We start from the raw sequence: 13,239 nt of genomic DNA on the forward strand, positions 1-13,239 counted from the left end.
CTAAAAAGAAGCTCCACTAGTAGTACTAGTGGAGCTTCTTTTATAATTCTTATAATAAATCGGTATGGTAAATATACTCCGTTTTAGAATCTAGCTTATACAAATGTTGTAAACGAATTCCTTTTTCAACTTTTTCAAAAGCTTTATATTCCAAGCCATCTTCATTATATTGTTCTATAGCAAAAGTGGTATCTGTTCTTATTAAAAAAATATAACTAGAAGGATTGTTATAAGATTGTCCTTTTACTTTTACTTTTCCAGCTACTAATTTACCTTTCTCAAATTCTGCTGTTCTTTCCACATTACCTTCATCATCATAACCAATAACTTTTCCTTCTAAACTTTCATTATGCAAATTATAGGTTAAGACCTTTTTATCATTTAAATTATACTTAACAATTTCTTTATTTGTTTTGCTAGTATATGTTGTTATAATTTTTCCATCCTTTTTAGTATCTATAGATTTTACTATACTTCCATCAACGTATGTGTCTTCTTGATACGTATCTGAATAAGAATTGTAATTAGTTACTTTTCCTTTATAAGGCTTGCCATTTTTATAGGTCATTTTACTTAGTATTTCATCCCCTTTATAATAAATAGCATCTCCTTCTGGTTTTCCATTAACATAATTTACAGATGACTTTTTAGAACCAGAAGCATTGTAGGTTACAAAAAGTCCGTCTTTTAAATCGTTCTTATAAGCACCTTTTTCTAGCACATTAGAGTTATAATCATACTTTTTATAAATACCATTTTTCTTACCATCTTTTATAGTATACAAGACCTTATCTTTTGCATCAAAAGTAGTACCGTTATATAATTCCCCATTTTTAAAAGTAGCTTTAGCAATTAACTTTCCTTCTTTATCAAAAAATTTGGCATCTTTAGAACTATCTATATCTTTTATTAATACATATTCATAGTCTTTCTTATCATAATTATAAACTCTTTCATAAGTTAGAGCACTAATTAACTTACCGTTATTTATTTCTTCAACTTCTTTTATTTGGTCAGATTCGTAGAAAAACTCATAACGTTTTCCTTCTTTCGTTTTAAAATCATAGCTACCAATCTTCTCTCCTTTTTCATTAAAATAAACCCCTAAGACTGGTTTATAATTTTTAAAATCTGTATTACTTTGCGGCTTTCCATTACTATAAAATCTTATTTCTTTTTCTTTATTATAACCGCTAGAATCATATATCTCAATAGTTTTATAATAAGCACCTTTATTCCCTTTTCTTAAAGTAGTCACTTTTATTATTCTTCCTGCTTTATATTCTTCTATTCTATCATAAACACCATTATAATAACTATACTTAACCCCATCTTCTGGAGATCCGTAAGACCCACTTCTTAATGTTAAGGTCCCCAAAACCTTTCCTTCTTTATTGTAATACGTTTTTAAATCATCTTTTGAAACCATGAATTTAATCTTAGTTTCTGGGTAGTATTTTATCTCTTCAATTAAATCTCCGTCTACATATGTTATTTTAGAATCTCTGTTATATTGTATTCCATTATAAGCTTTGTAATCTTTATAACTTAGTCTTGATTTTTCTTTCCCTTCTTCATCATAAAAAATATCTAGCAACTTAACGCCATCTTTATATGTAAAAAGGGATTTCATTTTTCCATTCTTATACTTTTCTGTAGACTCTACAATCTTTCCTTCTTCATAAACAGTAATATAAGAAAGCCAATCTTCTTCCTTTTTTGAGTATGAATAATTAGATTTAAAAGTATATTGTGTTCCATTTCTAGGGCTCAAATAAGAGTTAACCATACTGTAGGTTAAAGAACCTAATTCTTTCCCATTAGTAGTATAATAAATTGTTTTGTAGTTTGGTTCCGAAATAAATTTTTCTCTTATATTTCCGTTTTTATAATATACAGATTTACCTAGTACAGCCCCTCCTTTAGAATAATATTGTATACTAGATATAGAAAATGGATTGTAATTATAATACGCCTCTATACCTACTTTATTTCCGTTAGATAAATATTTAGACTCTCCTAAGAGCTTTCCATTTTTATCATAATACTTCGTATATTTTTTTTTGTTATCCTTATCTAAATACTCTTCGTAACGCAGCCCATTTAAATCTCCATTATGATATGTTCTCTTAAAACCATCTTCAATTTCTTTAAAATAAATATAATAAGAACTGTAATTTAAATTTGTTTCTCCGCTTACATATAAGCCATTCTTATAGGTAGAAATTATCTTTTTATCTTGTATGTAACTTATATATTCTCCATCTAACTTATTATTTTTATATGTACCTTCTTGGTATGCTTTTCCATTTTCTTTATACCAAGTAACTTTACCTTCCCAAAAGTCTTTATCAACATATTTAGATAAAGCATTCATTTGTAAAACACCAGACTTGTAATAATCTTTTACTCTAAAAAAAATTCCTTCTGCTTTTACAGGTGGCCTGTAATAACTTGCATTTTCTTTTGTAGTTTTCTTCCATTTAGAGTCATACCACAAAGTGTCTTGCTGAGCTAATAAATTAGTAGTACTATATAATACTACAATTACAACTATTATTAATTGTTTTAAACTCTTTACTACCTTCATCTTGTATTTTATTTTTTACAAAAATATCCCTAAAAAAAACGTTAAGCATCCCTGTAAATAGGTATTTTTAATAGTATAACCATAAAATAGTAGCTCTATTTTAAAGAAATACAATTTTATTACTAAACCTACCGTTTTAAAAAACCTAATAGTTGTAATTAAAAACCCTATTTACAGGGATTATTAAGTTATAAATGCTGAATAAATTAGCGTCCAAATAAAAAATCATGAAAAAAATTATGATCCCAATTTTTTCTTTATTAATCTTTTCATGTAGTAAAGATTCTACTAATGACTCTAATGATTTAGATAATAACAATCCAGAATTTACGGCTAATCAAAGTTTTAGCATTGAAGAACATTCTGCTTTTGAAAGCAGTATTGGCATTATTAAAGCTACCGATAAAGATAATGATGCTTTAACTTATACTATACAATCTGAAGCCGATTTAATAATAAATGAAAACACCGGAGAAATTACCATAGGAGAGAATACCATTCTAGATTTTGAAACTACACCAAGTATTTCTGCTACTATCTCTGTTTTTGATGGCACTACTATTGTAGATGAAGACATTATTATAACTTTAGAAAATATAGAGGAATATGCTATTTTAACAGCAGAGCAAAAAGAGCTTGTAGATTATTTTAGATATTTAACATTATGGGAAGACTCTAACGCCCTAAGTTCTATTCAAAAATGGGGTGCCCCAATGAAAATATTTTTAGATGGCGCTATAAGTACAGACTATAAAGCAACGGTACAAAGCGTATTAGACCAATATAATGCTTTATTTAATTTAGGAACTTTTTCTATTACAATTGTAGAAACCAAAACAGAATCCAATGTTCATTTATACTATGGAAATGCAGAAGAAATAGAAACCTTATGGCCAGATATGCATGAGATTATTGAGGGTAAAACCTACGATGGTTACGCAATAAGTTCTGGAACTGGTCTTGCTCTTAACAACTCTAGAATTTGGATATCTAGCCCAATAGAATCTTTACTAAAACATGAACTAGGTCATTCTTTAGGGCTTGGACACTCTAATAAATGTGATGAAGAAAAAAGTTTTTTATGCTCTACTATAAGCCCAAATAACGACTTTTTAGACGTAGAAAAAGAAATTATACGTTTTCTTTACCACAAAGATATGGTTCCAGGAACAACTGCAGAAGAGCTAAATAATGCTGTAGGTAACTTAATTTTATTAAATTAATACAGCTTATATTTTTTTAAGTTCAAGCCATAAAATATATGTAACCAGACCGCGCGTCTGAAATTAAAATAAAATCTATTGTAAGTAATGGAAAAACAACTTTATCTATTAAAGACAACGGTCTCGGCTTAGATTTAAAAAAGGCACGGTCATAAATTATTTGGATTAAGAAATACTCTAACAAAGAGATTATTTTGCTACAAAAGCCAAATAACCTCCTTCTAAGTTTATCACATTTTTATACCCCATATCTAAAAGTCTCTGCTGCGCTTTCGCACTACGCCCGCCAGCCTTACAATATAAATAAATAGTTTCTTCTTTATCTAAAGATTTAACTTGCTCTTCAAAATTCTTATCAAACCAATTAATGTTTTTGGCATTTTTCAAATGCCCTTTAGCATACTCTATTGGTGTTCTTACATCTATAAGTATTGCATTATTTATATTTTTTTGTGAAAATTCTGTGATATGTATTGCTTTATTTTGTGAACAAGAGAAAAATAAAAACAACAATGTAAAAGATAAGAAAAATAATTTCATAACATTTATTTTGTTTCATAACAACTCAAAATTAACTTATTAAATAAAAATCTTTTACTTTTGGTATTAATAAATAATAGAATGGCTCCGCATCAACTAAATCCAAATATCTGGGTAGATAAATACGCAGATTATCTTTTTAATTACGCAGTTACTAGGGTTAGTGATGCAGAAATTGCAAAAGATTTAGTACAAGAAACTTTTTTTGCAGGATTAAAATCTGCTAAAAATTATAAAGGAGATGCCGCGGAGCGTACTTGGTTAATAGCTATCCTTAAAAGAAAAGTAATAGACCATTACCGAAAAATAAATTCTAAAAAAGGGAAAGCAGAAGTTCGTATGAACTATAGTTCTAATAGTGATTCTGAAGGAGATTGGCTAGAAGAACAAGTAGCAGACCCTTTTAGTACTATGAATAACAATGTACTAGAGAACGAAGAATTGGGTGAAGCCATACAACTATGCATTTCTAAATTACCAAAAAAACAATCTAAAGTTTTTGTCATGAAAACAATTCAGGGTATAGATACAGAAGATATTTGTAATGAACTAAAAATTAATCCGTCTAACTTGTGGGTTATGATTCATAGAGCAAGAACTGCTCTCATGGATTGTTTAAATAAAAATTGGTTTTAAGTATGATTTCTTGTGATAAAGCAGCAGTAATTTGTAACAAAGCTCAGTATGATGAGGCTTCTTTAATGGAGAAAATAAAATTAAAATTCCATCTTTTTATGTGTAAGGCTTGTTCTAAACACAGTAAAAAAAATGCAGAATTAACGTCGCTTTGTAATAAAGCTAACCTTCATATTTTGTCTGATAATGACAAAATAGCTATGAAAAATAAATTAGAGGGGAAAAAATAAAAGTAATATATACCAAAATATTGGAATGCTTTCTACCCAAAAAGAAGCAAAATATTTATTCTGATTTCTTTTAGTTACATACATTAAAATTCCCAACGTTAAAAACAAAATACCTTTTGCTAAAACATCTATTGTTGTAATAATGTCTTTTAAATAAATTAATAAAAAGAAAATTAGTACCCAAAAAGCACCTATTATTTTACTTTTTGTAACTCCGTATCGTTGCGGTAATGTTTTAAGTTCTGGAGAATCATATTTTAAATCTCGTATTTCAAAAGGAATAAGAAGAATTAAAACTAAAATAAAACGCTGTAATGTTTCTACCCAAATATCCCAAGTCAATGGTAAATTTATATTCAAAACAGGAACAATAACTGTTATTCCTGCCCAAACCATGGCTACAGATATAATTTTAAAGCCACCAAAATCTCTAAACTTTTTTATATGTGGTAAAACAGGAATAGCATACAAACCTGTTAAAGTAATTAAAACTAATAAGCCTAAAATAGTTTTAGACTGCAAATAAAAGATATTATATATACCAATAGCTAAAGCTATAAAGCTAAAAAACTGAATGTTTTTGTGGTATTTATTTGCAACTAAAATGTATTTCTTAGCCTCTACCCCATATTTTATAAAATTATATCCACAAATAGTACTAAAAAAAACAAAAGACAGTAAATGATTATCAATTTTTATAGAAAATAATAAGCCTGTCACTAAAAGTAAAGAAACTACAGCTATAGCAACATGAATACTAGCATCTAAGTAAAAATTAAAAAGAGTTTTTATTACCTTCATTTAACAAAAATAGCTAAACTGTTTATAACCTTAGTTTTTGGTTAAAAACTTTAGTATTCTTCCTTTACCTAGTCCTAAAATCCCATAAATAATTTCCTTATTTTGCAAAACTATTTAAAGTAAAAAAACTAATTCGGAATATGCGAACAGACTTATTTGCATCTCGCCATATTGGCATAAAAAAAGAAGATTACAAACACATGCTACAAAGCATAAGTGTTACTAATCTAGAACAACTTATTTACGAAACAATACCAGATGATATTCGCCTTAAGCAAGACTTACAATTGTCTCCTGCAATGAGCGAACACGAGTTTCTTAATCATTTAGAAGCGCTATCTAATAAAAATAAGGTGTTTAAGTCATACATTGGCTTAGGATATCATGAATCTCTTACCCCCTCTGTAATTAAGCGTAATATACTAGAAAACCCAGGATGGTACACTGCATATACGCCATACCAAGCAGAAATAGCGCAAGGTAGATTAGAGGCCTTATTAAATTTCCAAACAGTAGTTTGCGATTTAACTGCTATGGAAATTGCGAATGCTTCTCTTTTAGATGAAAGTACTGCAGCAACAGAAGCTATGACTATGCTTTTTGATGTTCGTAGCAGAGCTCAAAAAAAAGCTAACATCTTAAAGTTTTTTGTTTCTGAGGAAGTACTACCGCAAACGCTATCATTGTTACAAACGCGTTCTACACCATTAGGAATAGAATTAGTTATTGGTAATCATGAAGAGTTTACCTTTACTAATGATTTCTTTGGAATGTTATTACAATATCCAGGAAAAAATGGTCAAGTACATAACTTTGATTCTTTTGTTTCTAAGGCTAATGAAAAGGATATAAAAGTTGCAGTTGCTGCAGACATTTTAAGTTTAACCTTATTAAAACCGCCAGGAGAATTTGGTGTAGATGTTGTTGTTGGTACAACACAGCGTTTTGGTATTCCCTTAGGTTATGGTGGTCCACATGCTGCTTTTTTTGCCACAAAGGAGGCTTACAAACGTAATATTCCAGGAAGAATAATTGGTATTACTAAAGATACTGATGGCAAACAAGCCCTTAGAATGGCGCTACAAACTAGAGAGCAACATATTAAAAGAGATAAGGCTACCTCTAACATATGTACAGCTCAGGTATTATTAGCTGTTATGGCAGGGATGTATGCTGTGTATCATGGCCCAGAAGGCCTAAAATATATTGCTAACAAAATACACGCAGCAGCAGTTACCCTTGCTACAAATTTAGAGAAATTAGGTTATAAACAATTAAATACCAGCTTCTTTGACACTATTACTATTAAAGCTGAGTCTGCTATAATAAAGCCATTAGCAGAGCAAAAAGAAATTAATTTTTATTATGTTGATGCAAATACAATTTCTATCTCTTTAAACGAAAGCGTTTCTATTGCTGATGTAGATACTATTGTAACTATTTTTTCGGAAGCAAAAGAAAATAAAACTATCCAGATAACTTCTTTTATAGATAAAAAAGAAATTGCACAAGAACTACAACGATCTTCAGCATTTTTAGAGAATCCTGTTTTTAACTCCTATCACTCCGAAACAGAGTTAATGCGTTATATTAAAAAACTAGAGCGTAAAGATTTAGCATTAAACCACTCTATGATTTCTCTTGGTTCTTGTACTATGAAGTTAAATGCGGCAACGCAAATGCTACCATTAAGCTCTAACCAATGGGGTAACATACACCCTTTTGCTCCAATAGAACAAGCAGAAGGTTACCAAATTGTATTAAGAGAACTAGAAAACGACCTTTCTATCATTACTGGTTTTGCAGCTACATCTTTACAACCTAACTCTGGTGCGCAAGGAGAATATGCAGGACTTATGGCTATTAGAGCCTACCATGAATCTAATGGAGATACGAATAGGAATATATGTATTATTCCAGCTTCAGCGCACGGTACCAACCCTGCATCTGCAGTAATGGCAGGTATGAAAGTAATAGTCTCTAAAACAGATGAAAGAGGAAATATTGATGTTTCAGATTTAGAAGAAAAAGTAAAACTACATTCCGAAAATTTATCGGCATTAATGGTGACTTACCCATCTACGCATGGGGTTTTTGAATCTTCTATTAAACAAATTACAAAACTTATCCATGATCATGGTGGACAAGTTTATATGGATGGAGCAAATATGAATGCGCAAGTTGGTCTTACTAACCCAGCAACCATCGGCGCAGATGTTTGCCACTTAAATCTTCATAAGACTTTTGCAATTCCGCATGGCGGTGGCGGTCCTGGTGTAGGGCCAATATGTGTTGCAGAACAATTAGCTCCATTTTTACCATCTAACCCAGTAATAAAAACAGGAGGATCTAAAGCAATTTCTGCTATTTCTGCTGCTCCATGGGGTAGTTCATTAGTATGCTTAATATCTTACAGCTACATTAAAATGTTAGGCGAAAAAGGATTAAAACAGTCTACAATAACTGCAATACTTAATGCTAACTACATAAAAAATAGATTAAGTAGTGGTTATGATGTTTTATATACTGGAGAAAAAGGAAGAGCGGCTCATGAAATGATTATAGACTGTAGACCATTTAAACAAAATGGCATTGAAGTAACCGATATTGCTAAAAGATTAATGGATTACGGTTTTCATGCTCCTACGGTTTCTTTTCCTGTGGCAGGAACATTGATGATAGAACCCACGGAAAGTGAAAGCTTACCAGAATTAGACCGCTTCTGTGATGCAATGCTATCTATAAGACAAGAAATAGAAGAGGCATATTCTGAGAATAAGGATAACGTTCTAAAAAATGCGCCGCATACTTTAGAAATGATAACTAACGATAGTTGGAATTTTGAATATAGTAGACAAAAAGCTGCTTTCCCTTTAGACTTTGTAAAGGAAAATAAATTTTGGCCATCGGTTAGAAGAGTGGATGATGCTTATGGCGATCGTAATTTAATATGTAGCTGTATTCCTATTGAAGCGTACGCAGAAGTATAAAAAACTGTCAAAAGCCCTATACAACAAGCCCTTTTGTTAATTCAAAAGGGCTTGTTATTTTTTTAAATATTTAAAATATGATTACTGGCTATCGTATTTTTTATTATGCACGCATAATAAAAAATACACTTTTAACTATATTGTATGCTTTGCTATAAAAGTCAAGAATATGCCTATAGGAATTACTGGAACCGGAAGTTATTTACCAACACAAATAACAAAAAATGAAGATTTTGAATCTCATGAATTTTTAAACTCAGACGGCACCATAATAAAAGCCCCAAATCCTATAATAATAAAAAAGTTTAAAGCAATTACTGGAATTAGCGAAAGAAGGTATGCTAATAAAGAGCATAACACATCAGACTTAGCATTTTTCGCCTCAGAAAAAGCTATCAAAAATGCTGGAGTTGATAAAGAAACTTTAGATTATATCATTGTTGCTCATAATTTTGGAGATGTTACTTACGGTAATATACAAGGAGACACACTACCAAGTTTAGCAACCCGTGTAAAACATAAGTTGGGAATAAAAAATCCTAGATGTGTGGCTTATGATATTCTTTTTGGATGTCCAGGATGGGTACAAGCTATGATACAAGCACATGCCTTTATTAAAAGTGGAATTGCAACTAAATGCTTAGTAATTGGTGCCGAAACATTATCTAGAATTGTAGATAAATATGATCGTGATTCTATGATTTATTCGGATGGTGCTGGCGCAACAATTGTAGAAAATAGCCCCAATGCAGGAGAGATTCTTTTTCATGACTCCGCCACTTATGCAAATGGCGAAGCAAATTACCTTTTCTTTGGTAAAACGTACAATACCAAAATAGAAGATGATACTCTTTATATTAAAATGTTTGGTAGAAAAATATATGAATTTGCTTTAACTAATGTTCCTGTAGCTATGAAACATTGTTTAGATAACGCAAATATTCCTATCAAAGATTTAAAGAAAATATTTATCCATCAAGCCAATGAAAAAATGGATGAAGCAATAGTAGAACGCTTTTATAAACTTTATGACATAGATGAAGTTCCAAAAGGAATAATGCCAATGATTATTGAAGAATTTGGTAATAGTTCTGTAGCAACCATACCTACATTATATGATTTGGTTAATAAAAATAAAATTGAGAATCAAAATATAAATAAAGGAGATGTAGTTATTTTTGCTAGTGTTGGTGCTGGAATGAATATTAATGCTATAGTATATAGAGTTTAAAAAAACACCTAGTAAAGTATACACTAATTTTTTTACCTTCGTAACCATATCAAAAATGATAGTAGATGTACGAAAAGACTTTTCCTAGTAAAAGATTTAAACACACCTTAACATTCTTAGAAAAACATATTTCCACTAACCAGTCTATTTTAGATTTAGGGGTTCCTAATCCTTTTTCTAAAATTATGAAAGAAAATGGGTATTCTGTAGAAAACACTAAAGGAGAAGATATAGATATTGATTTCTCTAGCCTTACAACCTCTAATGCAGAAGTAGTAACTGCTTTTGAAATTTTTGAACACTTACTAAATCCGCTTACTATCTTAAAAGAAATTAAAGCAGATAAATTAGTGGCAAGTATACCAATGCGTTTATGGTTTTCCCCTGCTTACCAAAGTAAAACAGACCCTTGGGACAGACATTACCATGAGTTTGAAGATTGGCAATTTGATTGGCTTTTAGAAAAAGCGGGTTGGCAAATAAAAGATAGCGCAAAATGGACCAACCCTGTTAAAAAAATTGGAATTAGGCCTCTTTTACGTTATTTTACTCCTAGATACTACATTGTATATGCAGAAAAAATAAAACAAATTTAAAAGTCTGCATTATGGATTATTATATAGTAATACCCGCTCATAATGAAGAACAGTATATTTCTTATACGTTAGATTCTATTTTAAAACAATCTCTACGCCCAAAAAAAGTAATCCTTGTAAATGACAACTCTACTGACAAGACAGAAGAAATTATCGAAATTTATATTTCTAAACACAATTTTATTACAAAGCTAAATACCACTTCTTCTAAAGAGCACATGCCTGGTAGTAAAGTTATAAATGCTTTTAATAAAGGACTAGAGTTACTAGATAACTCTTATGATTTTATTGTTAAGTTAGATGCTGATATTATTCTCCCAGAAAATTATTTTGAAACTATAGCCCATATATTTAAAACCAATCCTAAAGTTGGTATTGCTGGAGGATTTGCATATGAAGAAACTAAAGATGGCGAATGGCTTTTAAATCACCCCATGAATAAAGACCATGTACGTGGCGCTTTTAAAGCATACTCTAAAACTTGTTTTAAAGCCATTAAAGGGCTTAAAAATGCCATGGGTTGGGATACGGTAGATGAGTTATTAGCACAATACCATGGCTTTGAAATATATACTAAAGATCAACTACAGGTTAAACATTTAAGACCTACTGGTGGTGCTTACAACAAAAAAGCAAAGTTACTGCAAGGAAAAGCCATGCACGCATTACGCTATGGTTTTTGGATCACTATAATTGCTTCATTAAAAATGGCCTTAAAACAGAAAAAAAGCGCTACTTTTTTTCATAATCTTGAGGGATATAGAAATGCTAAAAAAGAAAAAGTCCCTTTTTTAGTTTCTAAAGAAGAAGGAGACTTCATAAGAAAACTTAGATGGAAAAAAATTAAACAAAAATTATTCTAAATTGTAGTATAAAAAAAACCATCCTAATGTAGGATGGTTTTTTAATAAATTATAGAGTAATGTTTTTAGAAACCTAATTCCTTTTTAACATCTACTAAAAGATCTTTTCCTTTGGCAACGATTAAACCACCACCAGCTTGCGCATCTATTACATAGTCGTAACCTTGCGCAGCAGCTACTTTTTCTATTGCAGCTTTAGCTTTTTCAGAAATTGGAGCAAATAACTCTGCTTGTTTTTTCTGGAATTCTTGTTGTGCAGCCTGTTGTGCTTCACCAATACTTTTCTCGTATCCTTGTAACTCTACAGCTCTTTTATCATTTTCTTCTTTAGATTTAGAAGCAGCTTCGTTTTGATACTGCGTAAACTTATTACGCAACTCTGTCATGGAAGCTTGTATATCTGCATTATAAGTTTCTTGCAACTTTTTAAGTTCTGCCTCTGCAGTTTTCATTTCTGGCATTTGAGATAACAATTGTGTTACATCTATATGCGCTACTTTACTTTGTGCGTTTACAAAACTTGTTGCTGCTATAAATAATACTAATGCTACAGCTATTTTCTTTACTTGTTTCATGATTTTCAATTTCTATTTGAGTGTTAATTAATGGTACTAAATTTTTGTTATTAAAATTAGTTTTCTTCTTCTGTGTTACGTTCTTCTTGTTTTGCTTTTTTCTTAGCTTCTCTTTCTTCTAATAATTTTTTTCTTCTTTCTTCGTATGCTTTTTTACGTTCTTCACGCAATTTAAGTTGCTCTGCTCTTTTTTCATCTGCAGACTTTGCTCTTGCTTCACTTGCTTGCTCAGCTTTTGCTTGTCTTTCCTTTAGCTCATCGCTAATTTCTTTTTCTAATTCTTCTTTACTATCAAAATCATCCGCTAGTCTTCTAGCTACTTTCTTTTTAGGTTTGCTAATTTTTCTTGTTCTTGCAATACCTCTTAAAACTAAATCGCTAATATCGTGTCTTTTTTGAGAATACAACATTACAACATCCGCAGATTTATCAAAAATAAAATCGTACTTTTTATTTGTTCCTATAGTCTGTACCTCATTAAAAACTTGATCTTGTATAGGCTGTATAAGCTGTCTTTTTTGTAAAACTAAATCTCCTTGAGGACCAAAACGATCTTGTTGGTACTCTATCATTTCTTTTTCTAGTATTTGTATTTCCTCTTCTCTTTCTGCAATAAGCTCCTCAGTTAGCAATACTTTTTCTGCCATAAGGTCTTTTTTCATTTGCTCTACAACACTACGCTTTTGTTCTATTTGTACTTTCCATTTTTGCACTTTAGTTTCTAATTGCGATGTAGCGTCTCTATACTCTTCTACATTTTCTAAAATGTATTCCATATCTACATAAGCAATTCTAACACCTCTTTGTGCTGTTACACAAATAGAAAACAAACCTGCAACTAATACTAAAAAAACTTTTATTTTTAATTTCATTATTGATATCGTTTTATCTTATTGAAAATATCGTGCCAAAAATACTAAAACCATAGAAATGAACGATTTAGAATTTAGCATTATGTTTTAAA

At 30.5% G+C, this 13,239-nt stretch carries 12 protein-coding genes; 7 read left to right on the forward strand and 5 right to left on the reverse strand.

Annotated features, from left to right (window positions below):
* Window positions 1–49: 49 nt before the first annotated feature.
* Complete coding sequence (locus tag Q0945_RS04865) at window positions 50–2,590, reverse strand: hypothetical protein (protein WP_299431364.1); 2,541 nt, start codon at window positions 2,588–2,590, stop codon at window positions 50–52.
* Between the two features lie 227 nt (window positions 2,591–2,817).
* Here Q0945_RS04865 and Q0945_RS04870 point away from each other — a divergent pair, with 227 nt between their 5' ends.
* A complete protein-coding gene (locus Q0945_RS04870; protein ID WP_299431367.1) occupies window positions 2,818–3,813 on the forward strand; it encodes a DUF2927 domain-containing protein in 996 nt (331 codons plus the stop codon).
* Between the two features lie 189 nt (window positions 3,814–4,002).
* Here Q0945_RS04870 and Q0945_RS04875 read toward each other — a convergent pair whose 3' ends face one another.
* The gene (locus tag Q0945_RS04875; protein WP_299431370.1) at window positions 4,003–4,353 is read right to left on the reverse strand and encodes a rhodanese-like domain-containing protein; all 351 of its coding nucleotides are present in this window, start codon (window positions 4,351–4,353) and stop codon (window positions 4,003–4,005) included.
* 81 nt (window positions 4,354–4,434) lie between these two features.
* On the opposite strand from Q0945_RS04875, the gene Q0945_RS04880 reads away from it, so the two are divergent.
* Complete coding sequence (locus tag Q0945_RS04880; protein ID WP_299432242.1) at window positions 4,435–4,989, forward strand: sigma-70 family RNA polymerase sigma factor; 555 nt, start codon at window positions 4,435–4,437, stop codon at window positions 4,987–4,989.
* A 2-nt stretch (window positions 4,990–4,991) separates the two neighbouring features.
* A complete protein-coding gene (locus tag Q0945_RS04885) occupies window positions 4,992–5,219 on the forward strand; it encodes a hypothetical protein (RefSeq protein ID WP_299431373.1) in 228 nt (75 codons plus the stop codon).
* Here the strand turns inward: Q0945_RS04885 and Q0945_RS04890 are convergent.
* Window positions 5,202–6,020, reverse strand: coding sequence for a hypothetical protein (locus Q0945_RS04890; RefSeq protein ID WP_299431376.1), 819 nt, complete (start codon window positions 6,018–6,020; stop codon window positions 5,202–5,204). The genes Q0945_RS04885 and Q0945_RS04890 overlap by 18 nt on opposite strands.
* A 140-nt stretch (window positions 6,021–6,160) precedes the next feature.
* On the opposite strand from Q0945_RS04890, the gene gcvP reads away from it, so the two are divergent.
* From gcvP to Q0945_RS04910, 4 genes are all read left to right on the forward strand, one after another.
* On the forward strand, window positions 6,161–9,010 hold the full coding sequence (gene gcvP, locus Q0945_RS04895) for an aminomethyl-transferring glycine dehydrogenase (protein WP_299431379.1): 2,850 nt from the start codon (window positions 6,161–6,163) through the stop codon (window positions 9,008–9,010).
* A gap of 169 nt (window positions 9,011–9,179) precedes the next feature.
* Window positions 9,180–10,241, forward strand: a complete 1,062-nt coding sequence (locus tag Q0945_RS04900; RefSeq protein ID WP_299431382.1) for a ketoacyl-ACP synthase III — start codon at window positions 9,180–9,182, stop codon at window positions 10,239–10,241.
* Window positions 10,242–10,306: 65 nt separating this feature from the next.
* Window positions 10,307–10,837 (forward strand): methyltransferase, encoded by a 531-nt coding sequence (locus Q0945_RS04905; RefSeq protein ID WP_299431385.1) that lies wholly within the window; start codon window positions 10,307–10,309, stop codon window positions 10,835–10,837.
* 11 nt (window positions 10,838–10,848) lie between these two features.
* On the forward strand, window positions 10,849–11,700 hold the full coding sequence (locus tag Q0945_RS04910) for a glycosyltransferase family A protein (protein ID WP_299431388.1): 852 nt from the start codon (window positions 10,849–10,851) through the stop codon (window positions 11,698–11,700).
* 65 nt (window positions 11,701–11,765) lie between these two features.
* On the opposite strand, the gene Q0945_RS04915 is transcribed toward Q0945_RS04910, so the two are convergent.
* Window positions 11,766–12,275 (reverse strand): OmpH family outer membrane protein, encoded by a 510-nt coding sequence (locus Q0945_RS04915; protein WP_299431391.1) that lies wholly within the window; start codon window positions 12,273–12,275, stop codon window positions 11,766–11,768.
* Window positions 12,276–12,331: 56 nt separating this feature from the next.
* Window positions 12,332–13,147 carry an OmpH family outer membrane protein gene (locus tag Q0945_RS04920; RefSeq protein ID WP_299431394.1) on the reverse strand — a complete coding sequence of 272 codons (816 nt, stop codon included), beginning with the start codon at window positions 13,145–13,147 and terminating at the stop codon, window positions 12,332–12,334.
* Window positions 13,148–13,239 lie beyond the last annotated feature (92 nt).

It is taken from the genome of uncultured Maribacter sp., from assembly GCF_947500405.1.
Taxonomy (GTDB): domain Bacteria; phylum Bacteroidota; class Bacteroidia; order Flavobacteriales; family Flavobacteriaceae; genus Maribacter_B.

Excerpts from the sequence above, each read along its gene's own strand:
- Q0945_RS04865 (WP_299431364.1), bottom strand. The coding sequence starts at position 2,590 with ATGAAGGTAGTAAAGAGTTTAAAACAATTAATAATAGTTGTAATTGTA.
- Q0945_RS04870 (WP_299431367.1), top strand. The coding sequence starts at position 2,818 with ATGAAAAAAATTATGATCCCAATTTTTTCTTTATTAATCTTTTCATGT.
- Q0945_RS04875 (WP_299431370.1), bottom strand. The coding sequence starts at position 4,353 with ATGAAATTATTTTTCTTATCTTTTACATTGTTGTTTTTATTTTTCTCT.
- Q0945_RS04880 (WP_299432242.1), top strand. The coding sequence starts at position 4,435 with ATGGCTCCGCATCAACTAAATCCAAATATCTGGGTAGATAAATACGCA.
- Q0945_RS04885 (WP_299431373.1), top strand. The coding sequence starts at position 4,992 with ATGATTTCTTGTGATAAAGCAGCAGTAATTTGTAACAAAGCTCAGTAT.
- Q0945_RS04890 (WP_299431376.1), bottom strand. The coding sequence starts at position 6,020 with ATGAAGGTAATAAAAACTCTTTTTAATTTTTACTTAGATGCTAGTATT.
- gcvP (WP_299431379.1), top strand. The coding sequence starts at position 6,161 with ATGCGAACAGACTTATTTGCATCTCGCCATATTGGCATAAAAAAAGAA.
- Q0945_RS04900 (WP_299431382.1), top strand. The coding sequence starts at position 9,180 with ATGCCTATAGGAATTACTGGAACCGGAAGTTATTTACCAACACAAATA.
- Q0945_RS04905 (WP_299431385.1), top strand. The coding sequence starts at position 10,307 with ATGTACGAAAAGACTTTTCCTAGTAAAAGATTTAAACACACCTTAACA.
- Q0945_RS04910 (WP_299431388.1), top strand. The coding sequence starts at position 10,849 with ATGGATTATTATATAGTAATACCCGCTCATAATGAAGAACAGTATATT.
- Q0945_RS04915 (WP_299431391.1), bottom strand. The coding sequence starts at position 12,275 with ATGAAACAAGTAAAGAAAATAGCTGTAGCATTAGTATTATTTATAGCA.
- Q0945_RS04920 (WP_299431394.1), bottom strand. The coding sequence starts at position 13,147 with ATGAAATTAAAAATAAAAGTTTTTTTAGTATTAGTTGCAGGTTTGTTT.